This window comes from Actinoallomurus vinaceus, from assembly GCF_039542055.1.
Taxonomy (GTDB): domain Bacteria; phylum Actinomycetota; class Actinomycetes; order Streptosporangiales; family Streptosporangiaceae; genus Actinoallomurus; species Actinoallomurus vinaceus.
In genome coordinates this window covers 736474-754162 of record NZ_BAABHK010000002.1, presented here as the reverse complement: position 1 = coordinate 754162, position 17689 = coordinate 736474, and the positions used below count along the sequence as shown (strand labels likewise).

The following is a 17689-nucleotide window of genomic DNA, read 5'->3' as shown; positions in this document are numbered from 1 at the left end:
CGAGTTCACGCGGGGCTCACCCGCCGTCTTCGGTCAGCCGATTCGGGTGAGGCTGTCGATCGCGGTGATGTCTTCGGGTGCGAGGTGGAAGCTCTCGAGTTCGTAGTTGGTGGCGATGCGTTCGCGGCGCGATGACCGGGGCAGGATCACGATGTCGTGTTCGAGATGCCAGCGGAGGACGACCTGGGCGGAAGTGACCTGGTGCCTTCGGGCGATCTCGGTGAGGACCGGGTTGCGCAGGTCGGTGTTCTTGAGGCCGCTGTAGCCCTCGACAACCACCCCTCGGCGGCGGTGCTCCTCCAGCAGAGCCGGGTCGTGCTGGGCCGGGCTCCACGGAATCTGGTTGACGGCCGGCTGCTGTCCGCTGCTCTTGGTCAGCAGGTCGATCTGTACCGGGCTGTAGTTGCTGACTCCGACGTTGCGGACCAGCCCGGCGTCCTTGGCGGACAGAAGTTCCTGCCAGGTCGAGACGAGCTCGTCCTGGCCGGTCGGCCAGTGGATCAGCCAGAGATCCACGTAGCCGGTGTTGAGCAGGCGAAGGCTCGACTCCAAGGTACGACGGGCATGCCGCGCGTCCTGCGGGCGGAGTTTGGTGGTGACAAAGACCTGCTCACGGTCCAAGTCGCTGTCTTTCACGGCTCTACCGACGTCCGATTCGTTCTGGTACAACGTCGCGGTGTCGATGTGCCGATAGCCGATCTCCAGCGCCGCACGCACCGACTCGTACGCCGTCTTAGGCCGCAGCTGCCACGTCCCAAAACCGATCAACGGCAGCGCAGTCCCACCAGGCAGGTTCACTGTCTTAGTCATGCGTAGCATTCTGCCCCCACACCGTAGCTTGATCGACAGCTACTCGCCTGCCCGGGAAGCCATGGCTCTTTGTCGAGCTGCTGGTGCGGACCCTGCCGCCGCGCTAGCCGAGGCATGTCTAATCAAGATCAACAGTAGGCTGCCGGGGGCCGACGGCGCTCAATCTGGTGAGCGGCCCCGAGCCCGGCTGACAAGATCAGCATCTGGATGCGGTCTATTCGTGTGTCGAACACCCTCTTCTGCCGTGATCCGGTTCGCCTCGCTGGCAATGGGCCACGCTCCTTGATCGATAGAACGGGCGTGGCGAACGATGTCAGGAGTGTGCCGACTGGGGCGCCTCGGCGGCGAGTTCCCGTATCGTGTCGGCATGCCGGGCGATGACAGCACGATCGGGGACGACCCGCTCGTTGACGGAATGGCCCTGTCCTTGCGGCTGCGGCGCGATTTCACGGTTACCGACGCCGACCATCTCCTTACGGCCGCGCGCCGCATCTACCGGGAACTCGATCCGGACACGAGCGCCGCCGAAGCCGCCGGGACGGTGAGCTGCGCCGCAGACGCGTTGTTCGTCATCCTTGAGCACGCTGGCCTGCTCGGTGACGCAGCCGATGACCGGCTGTCCGGTCACGCCGTCGACGGGCTCGCGGTCGGTGGGTGGCGCGCGCAGATCGTCGTCGACGAACCGGCTCCCTTGTCGCCCGAACCCAGGAGTGACTGTCTTCGCGGTGACGTCTTCGCGCTTTCGCCCCGCGACCACGAAGACTGATCACAGCGCGGACGAGCGATATAGGCAGCATCTCCAACGCACTCTTCTGCCGCGTGTCCTACACGTTTGGCCACGGCTGGGGGCTGGGCGCAGCGTCGTTGTATGACTCGTTTCCGGGAACAGGCACCGGAGGTGGCCGGCGTCACGTCTGCCGGGCCGCTGCAGATTGCGGCTGTGGCCTACCTGGCCCGCTACAAGGGCACCTCACGGATGCACACGGAGTCCGACCTTCGGATTTACCTGAGCTGGTGTGTCGACCACGACCTGAACCCGCTGAAGGCCCGGAGGGGCGACGTCGAGTTGTACGTGCGCTGGTCTCAGGTGGAGCTGAGCGTTCTCGAAGCGACCGGCAGCGACATCACCGACCTCGGCGAAGAACACGGCCACCGCGTTCTGCGCGTGGTCGGTAAAGGAAACCGGGCCACGCTGGTGCCCCTCCCACCAGCGGTCGGGCGTGCGATCGACCGCGCCATCGCGGACCGGATGAGTGGGCCGATCCTGCTCAACGGCCGCGGAGCGCGGATGGATCGGCACGCGGCGACCCGCCGGCTTCGCCAGCTCGCCGAGGCCGCGGTCATAAGAATGCCGCGACTGCATCCGCACATGCGGCGTCACACGTTCGTCACCACGATGCTGGACGCCGGTGTCGACCTGCGGGATGTACAGATCGCCGCCCGACACGCCGACCCGCGCACGCCGATGCGTTACGACCGAGCACGCAACAACCTCGACCGCCATCCCAACTACGTCCTCGCCGCCTACATGGCCTCCGGAACTTAACCCGGCGAACACGCTCGTCTGCCTACGAGAGGGCAAGAAGAGTGATCAGCCAAGGGTTGTCTCGTCATCACCCGGAGTCGACACCAACCCGGTACTGGGTGAAACTCGAGTTCAGCGGAAGTCGTCGGCATGACCGACGGCCCATTGGGCGTAGGTGTGCGCTGGCGCGCCGGTGACCTTTTCGACGATGGTGGAGGTCAGGGCCGGGACACCGGAGCCGGCGGCCCACTGACTCACGATCGCCTCGGCCACGACCGGATGCATTGTCCTGCCGACTTCCGCGCGAGCCTGCTCGTCGGAGACGTGTTCGATCCGGATGGAGCGGTCGATGGCCTCGCCGATGTGCTCGACCTGGCGTTGCAGGGTCAGGGACTCGGCCCCGTAGACCGTGTAGGTCTGGTGCGAGTGGCCCGGTTCGGTCAGGGCGGCCACCGCAAGCGCCGCGATGTCCTTCTCGTGCACCGGCGCCGATTGTGCCAGTGGATAGGGCAGGCGGACGACGTTGTCGGCGCGGATCGAGTCGGCCCACCAGGTGCGGGTGTTGACGGCGAAGCTTCCCGGCCTGAGGAACGTCCAATCCAGGCCGGACCGTTGGATGGTCTGCTCGATCGTGCGGTTCAGCAGGGGGACCGGGTGGTCGGCATCAGGTTCCAGCACCGACACCGACGAGAGCAGAACCACCTGGCGGATCCCCGCGGCTGCGGCCGTCGCAACGACCTTCTCGATGTTGTAGGGCCGCTGGGGGTCGAGCATTCCGTACAGGAACATCTTGTCGGCGCCGTCGAACACTGTAGGCAGCGTCTCGGGACGGTCCAGGTCGGCGCGGACAGCGTCCAGCCCTGGCGTCAAGTCCGCGGCTGGGGTTCTCACGACTGCTCTGACCTGCTCACCGGCGGCCAGCAGACCATCGGCTACGTGATGGCCCACATTACCTCGAGCGCCGAAGACGACTACCACCATGACGAGACCTCCTGTTGGTGTGCACGTGAATTGCCGCGTAATCGGCGTTGCCAGTGGAAACCCGCTTCGGCACGGGGATGTCGACGGTGCCGGACCTTCGCCACGCGGCTGGCGGTCCGGCGGCAGCGGGCCCACCCCATGTTCCGGGTTACCGGTCAGGGCTGGATGTTCTCCAAGTCCTCCAGCAGGCTCGGGTGCTTCGGCTCCCAGCCGAGCGCCTGCCGGGTGTGGGCGCTGGATGAGGGCTGGTCGGCCGCGAAGATGACGCCGAGGGGGCCGTAGGTCTCCACCGGCACGGACTCGACGGGCAGGCCCAGCCGCCGGCCGATGACGGCCGCGATGTCCCGCACCGGGTCGCCCTCGTCGGCCACGGCATGCCAGGAGGTGCCGGCTTCGGCCTGCTCCAGGGCGAGCCGGAAGAGGACTGCGGCATCGAGGGCATGCACGGCCGGCCAGCGCTGCGTGCCGTCGCCGGGGTAGCCGGACACTCCGCTCTGACGCGCGATCCCGGTCAACACACCGGCGAACCCGCCCGCGCCGTCATTGTGGACGGTCCGCGGCAGGCGGACGGCCGAGCTCCGGACCCCGCGCGAGGCCAGGCTCAGGACTCCCGTGACCGCACGACCGCGACCACCGACCGGCCCCTCGGTCGGAATCGGGTCGGCCTCGGTGGAGGCGCGGCCCGGCACGGCGGGCGTGCCCGAGCAGGCGACGAAGGGACGGTCGCTGCCGACGAGCTCCTCGCCGAGGGTAGCGAGGGCGGCGCTTTCCTCGGCGACCGCGTTCGCCAGGGCTTCGGGGCTGCTGAAGTCGTTGGCGAAGGCCAGGTGGATCACGCCGTCGGCCTGGGCGGCGCCGGCGCGCAGGACGTCCAGATCGGCCAGCCCTCCCCGGATCGGCTCGGCGCCGGCCGCCGATGCGGCCTGCGCGGAGGCGTCGGAGCGGGTGAGTGCGAGGACGGTGTGGCCGTTGCCGAGCAGCTCGGCGACGACGGCGGACCCGATCAGACCGGTGCCGCCGGTGACGAAAACACGCATGGAACTCTCCCACAAGTGATGGGACTCTTGTCTCATCACCGTACCAGAGTGATGGGACAAGAGTCCCATCACGTATGATCGACCCATGGGTCGATGGGAGCCGGGCGCGCGCGAACGCCTCGTCGTGGCTGCCGTCGACCTGTTCACCGAGCAGGGCTACGACGCCACGACGGTCGCGCAGATCGCCGAGCGCGCCGGGGTCACCAAGAGCACCTTCTTCCGGCACTTCCCCGACAAACGCGAGCTGCTGGTAGCCGGGCAGGAGTCGCTGAGCCGGCTGCTGACCGAGGGCATCGCCGAGGCGCCCACCGACGCCAGCCCGCTCGAGGCGGTCGCTGCGGGTCTGGAGCGCGCCTCGACCGCGATGGGCCCGATGAGCCGGGAGATCGCCCCGCGTCTGAAGGCGGCCGTCGCCGCCAGCGCCGAACTTCAGGAGCGTGACGCCCTCAAGAGCGTCGGCCTCGCGGCCGCGATGACCGCTGCCCTGGTCGCCCGCGGCGTGCCCGATCCGACCGCCGCCCTCGCCAGTGAGCTCGGCGTCCTCGCCTTCAAGCGGGGGTACGCCGAATGGTCCGAAGGCGACCGTGCCCCCGAGGACGGGTTCGCCGCCTACCTCCTGAAGGCCCTCGACGAGCTGCGCGCCGCGAGCGCATCGCTGGGCTGACCGGACCACCCGCTCGTCGGCTACATGCCGAGCCACACCTCAGCCGTTCTGCCCGTACTGATGTCGGAACGCATTCTCATGCCGCTGAGCGGGAGCCGTGACCGGAAACGGTGCGGTGAATCGACGGCCGAGTGCCTTCCCATCACCTGCACGCAGGAGATCAGGGGAGTCCGTCCCTGGTCTCGTCGAGGCGGTAGTGGAGGCGTAGGGCGGGCAGGGACCACAGGCTCAGGGTGTGGTCGGTGCGCAGGACGCCTTCGGTGTCGACGAAGATGTGGAACTTCTCGTGTACGGGGATGCGCCGGGCGCGGATGGGGGAGTCGTCGCCTCGGTCGAGGACCAGGTAGGCGCCGTCGTCGCCCCAGCGTCCGGCGGGGGAGGTGAGGGTGAGGCCGCCGTCCGGTGTGACCTCGGGGCGGAGAAAGACCACCAGCCGTCCGTTCGGAAGCGGGAACACCGCGCGTACGCTGGGCTGTCGCCGGCCGGGCAGGGTGACGTGCTGGTACCAGCCGCTGAACACGGTGGCGCCGTTCGCCCGGAGTCGCCGCCGCCAGGAGGTGCCGATCAGCCGGCCGTCGGCGTCGATCACGGGCGTGATCTCGCTGCTCATCCCGTGCGCCACGTCCAGCGGTCGCAGCGGGAGGCTCAACTGCTCGAGCCGGCGGGCGAACAGGGCCGAGATCAGCCAGCCGAACGGCCAGGCGACGGGCGACCACTGCGACCAGAGTTCGAGCCGCCACCGCGTGGTGTGCTCGTAGAAGTCGCGCACCTGTGGCCGCAGAGCGGCCGAGTCGAAGGCCGGGCCGTCCAGCGACGCGATCGACCGCAGCAGCCCCGTCGTCTCTTTCCCGTCCATCACCCGGGCGTCGTGCCGTGCCGCCTCCCGTTCGAGCCAGGAGTCGCCGACCCGGTCGCGGTCGCCGTGGGGACCGTCGAGCCAGGGCTCTACCCGGAGATCGACCCGCCGCCCGGTCGAGCGCACCCACTGCTGCGTCCACCGGTCGAGCAGCCACCCCGCCCCTTCTGCCACGAGTCGAGGCTACGCAAGAATGATCATCTCTGGCGATCGCCAGGCCACTCCCGGCAACGACCGCCAGTGCCGACGCACGCCCGGCGATCACCGCACCGCTTCCAGCGGCGATCGCCGGGGGATCGGGTCAGGCGATCTGCCAGACGTGGAGCAGGCGGTCGTGGCTGGTCAGCACCTGGTGCCAGGTGGACGGGATGCCGGGGAGGACGGCCTTCGCGGTGTCGCCGCAGCGGGGGCAGGCGTCACTGCCGACGCTGAAGACGACCACGTAGTCGCCCGCCGCCGGACCCGTCGCGTTCGTCAGCGGCCGGAGGTGGCCGCGCCACACCCGGTGGCCGGTCGGGCTGACGAAGTAGATCGGGAGGATGCGGTACAGCTTCGCGTCCGCCCACACCGTCCGGGCGCCCGAGTGGGCCAGCCAGGAGCGGAACTCCGGCAGCGCGTCCGACGACACGCGCGGTGAGCCCGCCCAGCCGGGCTTACCCGGGAGGCCGAGCACGGACAGCCCGGTCACGGCCAGCCCGACGCAGCACACGACCACCGCGGGCGCGGCCGACCGGACGCGCTCCGGCAGCCGTACCGCGCGGGCGAGCAGCCACAGCACCGCGACGCCGCCGAGGACGAAGGCGGGGAACAGGGGATACCAGTACCGCAGGAGCTGCAGGCGCAGCTTCGGATGCGCGGGGTCGAGCACGCCGCCGAGCAGGGTGAGCGGCACCCACAGCAGCCCGATCCACAGCGCGAACACCCCGGCCCGCCGCACGTACGGCCCGCCGCCTTCCGCCCCTCCCTCGGCCGGCCGTTCCTCGGGAGAGTCGTTGCGCCGCACCCACGCCCGTACGAGCCGGACCGCGCAGAGTACGCCGGCGCCGAGCGTCAGGGCGAGGAGGAGCAGCATGCCCGGTCCCTCGGGGAGCGCGGCGAGCTGCTGCGGCAGCCGCCACAGGTAGACCCACAGTGGCAGGTCGTGGAAGGTCTTGGCGACCTCCGGGCGGGACGGCAGGTTCCCGAGGCCGGAGCCGGCGTGCAGGCGGGCCAGCGGGTCGCGGTAGAGCCACGCGTTGAACGCGGTCTCGCCCACGCCCGTCAGCGCCACCGGGACGAACGCCCACAGCGCGTCCCACCGGCCGATCCGCCGCCACAGCAGCACGGGGACCAGCGGCCAGACGAACACGATGAACTCGCGGACGAGGTAGCTCCACCCCATCAGCACGCCGATCGCGACGAGCCAGATCCGGCGGTGCGCGAGCAGGCCCTGGCGGATCGCGACGGCGAGCGCGACCGCGGCGGTGAACAGGGCGGTGGCGGGCAGGTCCGGCAGCAGTTCGGTGCCGGCGACGACCACGATGCCGACGCAGGCGAGGACCACCGCCGACACCGCGCCGACGAGACGGTCGAACAGCATGCGGCCGATCGCGTACACGGACGCGAACAGCAGCAGCGCCGCCGCGACCGGGAAGGCGTGGTAGGTCACCTCGGAGTACCCGAAGAAGCGCATCACCAGGGCGGTCGGCGCGGTCAGCCCGATCCGCAGGTACTGGTGGTTGAAGATCGGGTCTGCGGGCCGCGACGGGAAGGACCGGGCGGCGTCCATGTAGCGGCTGTGGTCGACCGGCTGCGGCACCGACAGGTTCCACAGCAGCAGCACGGCGTAGGCCACCAGCAGCGCGGCGGGCAGCAGGAGCTCCCCGCGGCGCGGGTGCGGGGCCGCCGCCGCGACGGCCGGTTGGGAGGCGGTGTCCAGCATCAGAAGATGACGTGCTCCTCGGCGGGTCCGTGGAACGCGACGCGGCCGTGCCGCATCAGCTCCTCGTCGCTGACCTTCCAGGTGTGCGCCTCGCGGTCGCCGCGCACGGAGACGAAGTTGAAGCGGTCCGCGGAGTAGATCCCGACGCCCTCGGCCTGCGCGCGGCGCAGCAGGTCGCTGTCGACCGCGCGGGGCAGGTCGGAGAACCGCAGCTTCCGCATCGCGTCGCCGTCGGCGAGGATCGTGCCGCCCTGGATCAGCTCCGCCTCGGCGTGCTCCAGGTGCGGGAAGCGCAGCAGGGTCACGCCGTGGGTGCGCATCTCGCAGTAGTGCGCGCCCTTCCCGATGAGGCCGGCCGTCGTGTAGTCGAAGGCGTACGCGAGGTCGCTCAGGTAGTGCGGGCCGTACAGGTTGTCGTCGTCCATCTTGGCGAGGTACGCGCCGTCGGCCGCGTCGATGCCGAGGTTGAGCACGGCGCCGAGCGTCAGCCCCGCGTCGGCGGACAGGACCACGACGTTCTCCAGTCCGGCGGCGCGTGCCTTGGCCTCGGCCCGCTCGGAGGAGAAACCGTGCGTGACGAGCACGAGCTGCAGCGGCCGGTGGACCTGGCGGGCGACCTGCTCGATGGCGTGGTCGATCTGCTCGGGCCGGTTGGTCGGCAGGATCACCGAGATCGAGCGCTCCCGGCGGGGCGCGGACACGCCCGCCGCCGACAGGACCGATTCGGCGCGGTGCCCGTACAGGTGCTTGTCGAACACCTCGCGCATGGCCAGGTGCCCGATCTGATCGCGCAGGTCCGCGCTCTTCATCAGCTCGACCAGCGCCTCGGTGGTCTGCTCCGGCGTGGTCGACAGCCGTACGAGGTCGCCGAAGACCTCCTCCAGCGCCCGGGAGTGCCCGGAGACCACCGGCGTGCCGCAGGCCGACAGCTCGAACACGCGGCGCGCGCACATCGTCGGCGACTTCGTCACCGAGTTGACGTTCAGGAAGATCTTGTACGCCTTGTACGCGGCCAGCATCTTCTCGTACGGCAGCGACCCGACGATGTGGTCGGCGTACTCCGGCGGGAACTGGAAGTCCGGGTCGTCGGAGATGCGGCTGTAGATGTGCAGGTCGAACTCGCGGGCCGGGGCGAGGATCGTGTCCATCTGCGCGGCCCGCTCCGGGTACTTCTTGGAGTGGTACGTGCCGGCGAACGCCACCTCGTACTTCCGGCCGCCCGGCACGGCGACCGGGTTGTGGATGCGCGGCTGCGCGCCGAACGGCAGCAGCGCGACCCGGTCGTGGCCCAGCTCCTCGACGTAGCGCGGGATGCAGTCGGCGTCGACGGTGAAGACCCGGTCGAACAGCTTGGCCGTCTCGATGAACCGCTCGAAGTTCGGCGGGTCCTCCTTGTTCCAGAACACCGTCGGGATGCCCTGGGCGCGACACCAGGCGACGAGGTCGCGCACGGGCTGCTTCGGCGCGCCGGCCGCGCTCATCATCGTCGCCCACCGGCCGTCGTTGCCGTGCCACGCGGACTCGACGAACAGTAGCGCCGGCTTCTCGCGCTCCAGCACCTCGCGCCAGTCGTCCGGGCCGAACTTGATCTGCTGCCACTCGTACCGGAACGCCGTCGCCGAGAACACGTCGAGGATCACCGCGACCTTCAGGTCGCGCGCGACCGGCCCGTCCGGGACGACGACCTCGGGGATCGCGATCGCGGAGTAGTGCCCGCTCTGGTCCGGCGAGCCGGTGGTCGTGGCCGGCTTCGGCTCGGCCAGGCGCGGCGGGGCCTTCAGCGCGCTCGCCACGTTCTTCGGCAGCTTGAGCGCCTCGGCGGGGCGCTTCGCGCTCCACAGCGCCTCGCCCAGGCGCCACCACTTGCGGCTCTTGGCCGACTTCAGCTGCCAGGTGACGTACTCGGTGCGGTACGCCTGGTGGGCCAGGCGCGCCTCGAGGTTCTTCATCCGGGCGTTGACCTGCTCATAGCGGGCGATCGCGACGTCGTAGCGCCGCATCCGCTCCTTCTCGTCCTGCATCGCCTCCTGGATCGCGATGAAGGCGCGCTCCATCATCGGCTGGGAGTCGAGGATGAGCCGGTCCGGGTCGGCCATCGCGCCGGGCCGCGCCCGTACCCGCAGGTACTTGTCGACGATGTCGAGGCTCTCGATGGAGACGTACGGGGCGAGCAGCCGCACCACGGAGTCCACGTAGAAGGTCGCGTAGTGGTCGTGGTGCTTGCTGAGGCCGAACGGCGTCGTGAGGGCGAGCAGCCCGTCCGGGCGCAGCACCCGCGCGGCCTCCTTGAGGAAGGGGGAGGCATCCGGGATGTGCTCGATGATCTCGCCCATGATGACCGTGTCGAACGAGTCATCGGGCAGGTCCAGGGCCGACGCGTCCGCCAACCGGTACGTCAGGCGCGCCTGCACGTCCTCCGGCTCGGCGTCGCGCTCCTTGTTCGCGTACTCGACACGGTCGGCCTGGATGTCCACGCCCAAGGCGGTCAGCCCACGCCGTGCGCACAGGAGCGAGGCGATGCCCTGCGAGCACCCGATATCGAGCACCTCTCCGGTGGCTTGGTCGACGAGCCAGTGGATACGATCACGAGCGACCCGCTGCGTGCTTTCGGCCCAGATCTCGCCCTTGTAGACCTCGGAGATGCGATCGGAGTTAGCCATTGAGCCTCTTGTCGTTGGGAGTGGCGCAGAGACGCTAGCCGCGTCCGGCGAACGGACGGTGTCGAACAGGCGACGCCGGGGTAATCGACGGAGAATTAAGGTGGTCACCGTGGCAGAGACGGGCTCCCCTCGGTAGATGGCATCTCCGCATCCGCCGGAGACGGTCCTGGGGTGGGTCCGTGACGTAGTAGGCGGCCGGATCACCTCGATCCGTTCGATGGGCGCCGGCTCGACGACCCTGCACGCGATCGACGCCGGAACCGATCCAGTGCGCCGCCTGGTGGTCCGCCGGTTCCACGACCTGGCGCGGCTGCGGTCCGATCCCTGGTACGTCCCGGCCAACGAGGCCGCCGTCCTCGAACTCCTCGACGATACCGAGGTCCCCGCGCCGCGTCTGCTCGCCGCCGATCCGTACGGCCGCATCTGTGATGTGCCCGCGCTGCTGGTGACGCGCGTGCCGGGACGTCCGGCCGCCACGCCGTGGGACATGGACGCCTACCTGACCACCCTGGCCCAGGCCCTCGCGCGGGTCCACGAGGTGCCGCCGGAGGCGGACCTGCGGGCCTACGCGCCCTACCACGACCCGGCCGTGTACGGCGAGCGGCGCCCGCCCGCCTGGTCGGGCAGCCCCGAACTGTGGCAGCGGGTCTTCGAGGTCGTCTCCGGCCCCGCCCCCGAGACCGCCACCGGGTTCATCCACCGCGACTTCCATCCGGGGCAGATCCTGTGGTCCGGGGACCGGCTCACCGGCATCGTCGACTGGACCACCGGATGCCGGGGCCCGTACGGCGCCGACCTGGCCCGGATGCGGATCAACCTGGCCATCGAGTACGGCGTCGAGGTCGCCGAGCGTTTCCTGGCGATCTACCAGGCGACGGTCGGCCACGACGGCCACCACCCCTACTGGGACCTCCTGGACGCCGCCGACATGATCCTCGACATGCCCGGCCCGGAGACGCAGGCCGTCGCCGACGGGTACTCCCGCTTCGAGCACTGGACGGCGATCGCTCTGGCGAGCCTGTGAGCCCCACGTGACCCGCGGATCCCGCGGCCTTGGGCGGCATCCATGACGTTCAGGCCCGTCCCGGTGACGCTCGGTCATTGATCCGCCGGACCCATTCCCGGCCGTCACGCGGTCCGTAAGCTTCATGATCGTTATGGCCATGCGTGAACCTTCGGCGGAGGTGAGATGACCGCCGGAACGACGGCGGCGCGCACGGATCGCCCGGCGACCTTCGCCGACCTGTTCCGCTCCGGCGAATATCGGGCGCTGTGGATCTCCGGCCTGGTCTCCAGGGCCGGGGATCAGCTGGCCCGGGTGGCGCTGGCGCTCCTGGTCTTCGACCGCAGCGGTTCACCGTTCCTCACCGCGCTGACGTACACGCTCACGACGCTGCCGGCACTGGTGGGCGGCCCGCTGCTGGGCGGGCTGGCCGACCGCTACCCCCGGCGCGGGCTCATCGCCGTGTGCAACCTCGTTCGCGCCGCCCTCGGCGTGGCGATGGCCCTGCCGATGGTGCCCTTCGCCGTGCTGTGCGCCCTCGTGTTCGCCATGCAGCTGCTGGAGCCGCCGGAACGGGCGGCGCGTACGGCACTCATCCACGACGTGCTGCCGGAGGAGGTCTTCTCCCTCGGCGTGGCGGCCAACCAGCTCACCTATCAGGTCACCGTGCTGGCCGGGTTCGCCGGCGGCGCGGTGGTCGTGGCGGCGATCGGCCCCTATCCGGCGCTCGCGGTCAACGCGGCGACATTCCTGTGCTGTGCCCTGATCGTGTGGGCGGGCGTGCGGCGACGCCCCGCCGCGGCGGCCGGGGCGTCCGTGCGCCGCCCGATCGGCGCGGGGGAGGGACTGCGGGTGATCGTCGGCTCGCCACAGCTGCGATCCGTGCTCGCGATCGCGCTGCTGGCCGGCTTCCTGGTGATCCCTGAGGGGATCGCCGTCCCGTACGCGGCCCAGATCGGCATGCCGGCGCGGCTGATCGGGCTCCTGCTCGCCGCCATCCCCGCCGGAAACGTGCTCGGCATGCTGCTGATCGGCCGGATGCTGCGCAAGGAGACCCAGGTCAGGGCGATGGGGCCGCTCGCCGCGCTCGCGGGCGTCCCGTTCATCGTCTGCGCCCTGCGTCCGGGCTCCATCCTCTCGGTGGCGCTCTGGGCGCTGTCCGGCGTGGCCCTTTCCTACCAGATGGTCGCGCAGGCGGAGTTCGTGCGCGCCACGCCCGATCGACAGCGCGGTCAGGCCGTCGGCCTGGCGGGCTCGGCGATCAGCGCAATCCAGGGGATCGGGGTCCTGCTCGGCGGCGCTCTCGCCGACCACGTCGGCGCGGCGTCCGCGATCGCCGTCACGGGCGTCGCGAGTCTCGTCGTCGGGACGCCGCTCGCGGTGGCCTGGCACCGGGTCCGCGCGAACGCCTCGTCGCCCGCCCCGGCGGCGGAGGACGGCGCGGAAGCCCACGTGGCCGCCTGAGTCCCGGCTCCACGGTCTTGCGTGGCCGACTGAGCCTCGGCTCCGGGTCTTTCAATGGCCGCCTCAGTGCCGGCTCGGCTCCAGGGGTCTTGACGGTGAGTGCCCGTCTTTCCTAGCCTCCGGGTAAGGAAAGCTTCTTAACTAATGCTCGTCGGGGTCCCCGGCCTCCCGTGCCGGGAGCGGGCGTGACCGGCCGCGGCCCGTGCGGCCGCCGATTCCCACCGGAGGTCGACCTTGACATCCGTCCCCACCGTGCCGTCGCGTGCGCCGCGTCGGCCCCGGCTCCCCAGGGTTCTGGCGGCCTCGGCGGCGGCCGCCGCCCTGGCCGTCGTGCCGGGCGCGCCCGCCGTCGCCGCCGTACCGCTCCCCACGGCGAGTCCCGCCGTCGCCGCGCCGCACGTCGTCCCCGCGCCGGCGTCCCTTCGCACGCTCCCCGGCGTGTCGTTCACGCTCACCCGGCGCACGCGGATCCTCGTACGGCCCGGGGCGGACCACGCCGGGACCTACCTCGCCGGGATCCTGCGCCGCTCCACCGGCTACCCCGTGCCGATCTCGCGTACCGGCGCTACCACGGGCTCCATCGCGCTGTCCGTCACCGGCGGGGGAGGCGGTGAGGCCTACCGGCTGAGCGTGCGCCGCGACTCGGTGCGGCTGTCCTCCGGGACGCCGGCCGGGCTGTTCCGCGGCGTGCAGACGCTGCGTCAGCTGCTGCCGCCCGCGGTCGAGTCCACCACCGTACGGCCGGGGCCGTGGGGCGCGCCCGGCGTCGAGATCGAGGACGCACCGCGCTTCGCCTGGCGCGGCACGATGCTCGACGTGGCCCGGCACTTCTTCACGGTGCGGCAGGTCGAGCGCTACATCGACACCGCCGCCCTCTACAAGATCAACATGCTCCACCTGCACCTCACCGACGACCAGGGCTGGCGCATCGCGATCCCCGACCGGCCGCGCCTCGCGTCGTACGGCGGCAGCACCGCCGTCGGGGGCGGCCCCGGTGGCTTCTACACGGAGCGCGACTTCGCCGAGATCGTCCGGTACGCCGCCGAGCGCTACATGACGGTCGTGCCCGAGGTCGACGGGCCCGGCCACACCAACGCGGCGCTCGCCTCGTACGCGGAGCTGAACTGCGACGGCCACGCCCCGCCGCTGTACACCGGCACGGACGTCGGCTTCAGCTCCCTGTGCATCGGCAAGCCCGTGACGTACGAGTTCCTCGACGACGTCCTCGGGCGGCTCGCGAAGCTCACCCCCGGTCCGTACCTCCACATCGGCGGCGACGAGGCGATGAGCACCAAGCCGGCGGACTACGCCGAGTACCTGCGGCGGGTCGAGGAGATCGTGCGGCGGCACGGCAAGACGCTGACCGGGTGGGCCGATATCGGGGCCGCCACCGTCCCGCGCGGATCGATCGCGCAGTACTGGCAGCCGGCCAAGGGCTCCGAGGAGGGCACCGCGACCGCCCGCGCCGCCGTACGCCAGGGCGCCCGGCTCGTCATGTCGCCCGCCGACCACGCGTACCTCGACATGAAGTACACCGCGAGCACCCCGCTCGGCCAGGACTGGGCCGGCCTCGTCGAGGTCCGCGACGCGTACGCGTGGGACCCGGGAACGCTCATCGACGGGGTGACGGACAAGGACGTGGCCGGGGTCGAGGCGCCCCTGTGGACGGAGACCATCGTCACCGACCACGACATCGACTACATGACGCTGCCGCGCCTGCCCGCCATCGCCGAGATCGGCTGGACGCCGCAGCGTGGGCGGTCGTGGAACGACTTCCGGCTGCGCCTCGCCGCGCAGGGGCCGCGATGGGCGGCGCTCGGCCGCGCCTACTACCCCTCGCCCCAGGTGCCCTGGCCCACGTCCTGAACGGCCCGGTATCCGGACAGTCCGGCCGGGTCATCATTCACGACCGAAATCAGACAGGAGTTGTGATTTTCCGTAAAGTAAAGACTTCTTCCCCTGCGCTCACCTGGGGCGTTAGTTTCGGAATGTTCCGGTAGTAGGCGGGTGTGCCGATCCTACGAGGATCTTCCCAAAATGAATCGCACCGCCCAGCCCGCCGCGCCGGGACCAGAGATGGAGAGGCGCGTCGATCCGCCCCAGTAGATCCAGCCTCTCCACAGACCGGCCTCTCGCGCATCCGGGGCCGGTGATAAGGGCGCTGGACGCCGTGGGTGACGAGACACCGGCGTCCAGCGCCCCATTAACGGGGAGGGCCGACGTGACCGACAGGACCGGACGGGCGGCGGCCTGGATCGGCAGGCCAATGACCGAACTCACCGACGAGGAACTGGCGGAGTTCGCCGAATGGCTGGCCGGCGAGCGTCCCGCCGACGATCCCATGCTGATCGCCGTCCAGCGACTGCGCCGGGAGCGGATGCCGGACGAGGAGTGGGAACTGCGCGGGGCGCGGGGGCGGCGCGGGGAGCAGCGCACCCGATAATGGCCTGTCATGGAGGAACGTCTCATTGACAGGATCGGCCGGCGCGTGTCGGTCGTAGGGCTGGGCACCTGGCAGCTGGGCGCCGACTGGGGTCAGGTGGAGGAGAAGGACGCGGTCGCCGTCCTCGAGGCGGCGGTGGAGTCCGGGGTCACGTTCCTCGACACCGCCGACGTCTACGGTGACGGTCGCAGCGAGCAGATCATCGGCCGCTTCCTGCGCGCACACCCAGGGCTGTTCGTCGCGACGAAGATGGGGCGTCGCGCGCCGCTCGATCCGGCGGAGTACACCCTGGACAACTTCCGCGCCTGGACCGACCGGTCTCGGGCCAACCTCGGCGTCGAGACGCTCGACCTAGTCCAGCTGCACTGCCCGCCGACGCCGGTGTACTCCCGCGACGAGGTCTTCGACGCCCTGGACACCCTCGTCGACGAGGGGCGTGTCGCCGCGTACGGGGTCAGCGTCGAGACGTGCGACGAGGCGCTGACCGCGATCGCCCGCCCGGGCACGGCGAGCGTCCAGATCATCCTCAACGCCTTCCGGCAGAAGCCCCTCGAGCGGGTCCTGCCCGCCGCCGCCGAGGCCGGCGTGGGCATCATCGCCCGGGTGCCGCTGGCGTCCGGTCTGCTGTCCGGGCGCTACCGCCACGACACCGAGTTCGGCCCGGCCGACCATCGGACGTTCAACCGGCGAGGCGAGGCGTTCGACGTCGGTGAGACGTTCTCGGGGGTGGACTTCGACACCGGGGTGGAGGCGGCGCGGGAGTTCGCCGCGCTCGCCGCGCCGGGCGCCGTCCCGGCCCAGATCGCGCTGCGGTGGATCATCCAGCAGCCCGGCGTCAGCACGGTGATCCCCGGCGCCCGCAACGCCGAGCAGGTCCGCGCCAACGCGGCCGCCGCCGATCTGCCGCCGCTGCCCGAGGCGACGCTCGACGCCATCCGCGACGTGTACGACGACCGGATCCGCCCGCAGGTCCACCACCGCTGGTGACACCCGTGCCGGGGCCGGATCTTCCGTGACCGCGAATTTCTCGGCATGTGCACAATGCACATGCCGAGATATGATGCCGATCACATGAGGGTGCCGGCCGTGCCCCGGCGGATCAGCGCGTCGATCCGCGGGCCGTTCCAAGGGCCGATCGGCGCGGCGGTGCCCCAGAGGGGGTCACATGCGGCGGACAGACAAGGGCGTCCCATCGCCGGACCACGGCTGGCGCAAGAGCCGGTACAGCAATCCCAGCGGCTGCTGCGTGGAGCTCACGTGGGCCTTGCCGCCCACACCCACCACGTCGGGAGCAGCGACGTCGAGACCGCCGGAGGGCGGCCCGCCCACCGAGCGCCACGGCCCGGCCTGAGCGTCCGGGCGAGGACCGCCTGGCCGCGGGGACGGCGGGAAGCCGGCCGCGCGTACGGCGGGGAGAACGACACGGGCGGCTCGGAACGCTCCAGCCGGAGCGATGGCGCGCCTGCGTCCCGCCGTGCCCCGGACCGGGTGATCTCGGCATAACACGCCGTCCGGGGGCGCGGCCACCCTCGCCTCGCCGATGGCCGGACCCGGACGAGTCGATCTCCAGGGCACGATTCGCCCGTTCGTCGGCGAATCCGCCGATCATGCGCCCGGCCTGGGCTGCCCGTCGGCGGCGACCTCTCGCCGTGGGGGCGGACCGGCGACGCCGCACGGCGGTACCGACAGGTAAGGTCATGACCAGCGTGGGGGAGCGGGAGGTGGGCGTTTGAACGACCGTCTGTGGACGTGGCCGAACGCATTGAGTTTCGCGCGTCTGATCGGCGTTCCCGTCTTCTTGTGGCTGGTCCTCGTCAAGGAGGACTGGTGGGCGCTCGGCATCCTCGTCTTCGCGGGGCTGTCCGACTGGCTCGACGGCAAGCTGGCGCGCATGCTGGACCAGACCAGCGAGCTCGGCACACTCCTCGACCCGGCGGCCGACCGGCTCTACATCTTCGCGACGCTCATCGGGCTCGTCGTCCGGGACGTCGTCCCTCTCTGGGTGGCGCTCCTGCTGGTCGCCCGTGAGGTGTACATGGCCGTGCCCCTCGGGATCCTCCGGCGGCACGACTACGCCGCGCTCCCGGTGCACTTCGTGGGCAAGACGGCGACGCTCTGCCTGCTCTACGCCTTCCCGCTGCTCTTCCTGGGCGCGCATTCGGGGACCGTTGCGACCTTCGCGAAGGTCCTCGGCTGGGCGTTCGCGATCTGGGGAACGGGTCTGTACTGGTGGGCCGCTGTCCTCTACACCGTCCAGGTCCGCCGGCTGGTGCTGGCCGACCGCAGGCCCGGCGAGCTGAAGGGAGCGGAACCCCGACCATGATC

The 17689-nt window shown here is 70.8% G+C and carries 16 protein-coding genes; 10 read left to right on the top strand and 6 right to left on the bottom strand.

Annotated elements, in window-relative coordinates:
- Positions 1-33: 33 nt before the first annotated feature.
- Positions 34-810: an aldo/keto reductase gene (locus tag ABEA24_RS09270; protein ID WP_345430270.1), complete on the bottom strand. Its 777-nt coding sequence runs from the start codon at positions 808-810 to the stop codon at positions 34-36.
- A 367-nt stretch (positions 811-1177) separates the two neighbouring features.
- Here ABEA24_RS09270 and ABEA24_RS09265 point away from each other — a divergent pair, with 367 nt between their 5' ends.
- Positions 1178-1576, top strand: a complete 399-nt coding sequence (locus tag ABEA24_RS09265) for a hypothetical protein (RefSeq protein WP_345430269.1) — start codon at positions 1178-1180, stop codon at positions 1574-1576.
- A gap of 102 nt (positions 1577-1678) precedes the next feature.
- Positions 1679-2356: a tyrosine-type recombinase/integrase gene (locus ABEA24_RS09260; protein WP_345430268.1), complete on the top strand. Its 678-nt coding sequence runs from the start codon at positions 1679-1681 to the stop codon at positions 2354-2356.
- 111 nt (positions 2357-2467) lie between these two features.
- Here the strand turns inward: ABEA24_RS09260 and ABEA24_RS09255 are convergent, their stop codons facing one another.
- Positions 2468-3316 carry an NAD(P)H-binding protein gene (locus ABEA24_RS09255; RefSeq protein WP_345430267.1) on the bottom strand — a complete coding sequence of 283 codons (849 nt, stop codon included), beginning with the start codon at positions 3314-3316 and terminating at the stop codon, positions 2468-2470.
- A 155-nt stretch (positions 3317-3471) separates the two neighbouring features.
- On the bottom strand, positions 3472-4353 hold the full coding sequence (locus ABEA24_RS09250; RefSeq protein WP_345430266.1) for an SDR family oxidoreductase: 882 nt from the start codon (positions 4351-4353) through the stop codon (positions 3472-3474).
- 85 nt (positions 4354-4438) lie between these two features.
- Here ABEA24_RS09250 and ABEA24_RS09245 point away from each other — a divergent pair, with 85 nt between their 5' ends.
- A complete protein-coding gene (locus tag ABEA24_RS09245) occupies positions 4439-5017 on the top strand; it encodes a TetR/AcrR family transcriptional regulator (RefSeq protein WP_345430265.1) in 579 nt (192 codons plus the stop codon).
- A gap of 160 nt (positions 5018-5177) precedes the next feature.
- On the opposite strand, the gene ABEA24_RS09240 is transcribed toward ABEA24_RS09245, so the two are convergent.
- The 3 genes from ABEA24_RS09240 to ABEA24_RS09230 form a co-directional block, all read right to left on the bottom strand.
- The gene (locus ABEA24_RS09240) at positions 5178-6047 is read right to left on the bottom strand and encodes a hypothetical protein (RefSeq protein ID WP_345430264.1); all 870 of its coding nucleotides are present in this window, start codon (positions 6045-6047) and stop codon (positions 5178-5180) included.
- Positions 6048-6174: 127 nt separating this feature from the next.
- Positions 6175-7794, bottom strand: coding sequence for a glycosyltransferase family 39 protein (locus tag ABEA24_RS09235; protein WP_345430263.1), 1620 nt, complete (start codon positions 7792-7794; stop codon positions 6175-6177).
- Entirely contained in the window at positions 7794-10454 is a 2661-nt protein-coding gene (locus tag ABEA24_RS09230; protein WP_345430262.1) for a methyltransferase domain-containing protein, read from the bottom strand. Before ABEA24_RS09230 ends, ABEA24_RS09235 begins: the two co-directional genes overlap by 1 nt.
- A 136-nt stretch (positions 10455-10590) precedes the next feature.
- Here ABEA24_RS09230 and ABEA24_RS09225 point away from each other — a divergent pair, with 136 nt between their 5' ends.
- The 7 genes from ABEA24_RS09225 to clsA all read left to right on the top strand — a co-directional run bounded on the left by ABEA24_RS09225 (position 10591) and on the right by clsA (position 17687).
- Positions 10591-11478, top strand: a complete 888-nt coding sequence (locus tag ABEA24_RS09225; RefSeq protein ID WP_345430261.1) for a phosphotransferase family protein — start codon at positions 10591-10593, stop codon at positions 11476-11478.
- A 165-nt stretch (positions 11479-11643) separates the two neighbouring features.
- Positions 11644-12921: an MFS transporter gene (locus tag ABEA24_RS09220; RefSeq protein WP_345430260.1), complete on the top strand. Its 1278-nt coding sequence runs from the start codon at positions 11644-11646 to the stop codon at positions 12919-12921.
- Between the two features lie 234 nt (positions 12922-13155).
- Positions 13156-14787 (top strand): beta-N-acetylhexosaminidase, encoded by a 1632-nt coding sequence (locus ABEA24_RS09215; protein ID WP_345430259.1) that lies wholly within the window; start codon positions 13156-13158, stop codon positions 14785-14787.
- A 355-nt stretch (positions 14788-15142) separates the two neighbouring features.
- On the top strand, positions 15143-15364 hold the full coding sequence (locus ABEA24_RS09210) for a hypothetical protein (protein ID WP_345430258.1): 222 nt from the start codon (positions 15143-15145) through the stop codon (positions 15362-15364).
- A gap of 9 nt (positions 15365-15373) precedes the next feature.
- A complete protein-coding gene (locus ABEA24_RS09205) occupies positions 15374-16351 on the top strand; it encodes an aldo/keto reductase (RefSeq protein WP_345430256.1) in 978 nt (325 codons plus the stop codon).
- Positions 16352-16529: 178 nt separating this feature from the next.
- On the top strand, positions 16530-16715 hold the full coding sequence (locus tag ABEA24_RS09200; protein WP_345430255.1) for a DUF397 domain-containing protein: 186 nt from the start codon (positions 16530-16532) through the stop codon (positions 16713-16715).
- A gap of 378 nt (positions 16716-17093) precedes the next feature.
- A complete protein-coding gene (gene clsA, locus ABEA24_RS09195; protein WP_345430254.1) occupies positions 17094-17687 on the top strand; it encodes a cardiolipin synthase ClsA in 594 nt (197 codons plus the stop codon).
- Positions 17688-17689: the final 2 nt, after the last annotated feature.

Coding starts and splice junctions, on each gene's coding strand:
- ABEA24_RS09270 (WP_345430270.1), bottom strand. CDS start 810: ATGACTAAGACAGTGAACCTGCCTGGTGGGACTGCGCTGCCGTTGATC.
- ABEA24_RS09265 (WP_345430269.1), top strand. CDS start 1,178: ATGCCGGGCGATGACAGCACGATCGGGGACGACCCGCTCGTTGACGGA.
- ABEA24_RS09260 (WP_345430268.1), top strand. CDS start 1,679: ATGACTCGTTTCCGGGAACAGGCACCGGAGGTGGCCGGCGTCACGTCT.
- ABEA24_RS09255 (WP_345430267.1), bottom strand. CDS start 3,316: ATGGTGGTAGTCGTCTTCGGCGCTCGAGGTAATGTGGGCCATCACGTA.
- ABEA24_RS09250 (WP_345430266.1), bottom strand. CDS start 4,353: ATGCGTGTTTTCGTCACCGGCGGCACCGGTCTGATCGGGTCCGCCGTC.
- ABEA24_RS09245 (WP_345430265.1), top strand. CDS start 4,439: ATGGGTCGATGGGAGCCGGGCGCGCGCGAACGCCTCGTCGTGGCTGCC.
- ABEA24_RS09235 (WP_345430263.1), bottom strand. CDS start 7,794: ATGCTGGACACCGCCTCCCAACCGGCCGTCGCGGCGGCGGCCCCGCAC.
- ABEA24_RS09230 (WP_345430262.1), bottom strand. CDS start 10,454: ATGGCTAACTCCGATCGCATCTCCGAGGTCTACAAGGGCGAGATCTGG.
- ABEA24_RS09225 (WP_345430261.1), top strand. CDS start 10,591: ATGGCATCTCCGCATCCGCCGGAGACGGTCCTGGGGTGGGTCCGTGAC.
- ABEA24_RS09220 (WP_345430260.1), top strand. CDS start 11,644: ATGACCGCCGGAACGACGGCGGCGCGCACGGATCGCCCGGCGACCTTC.
- ABEA24_RS09205 (WP_345430256.1), top strand. CDS start 15,374: ATGGAGGAACGTCTCATTGACAGGATCGGCCGGCGCGTGTCGGTCGTA.
- ABEA24_RS09200 (WP_345430255.1), top strand. CDS start 16,530: ATGCGGCGGACAGACAAGGGCGTCCCATCGCCGGACCACGGCTGGCGC.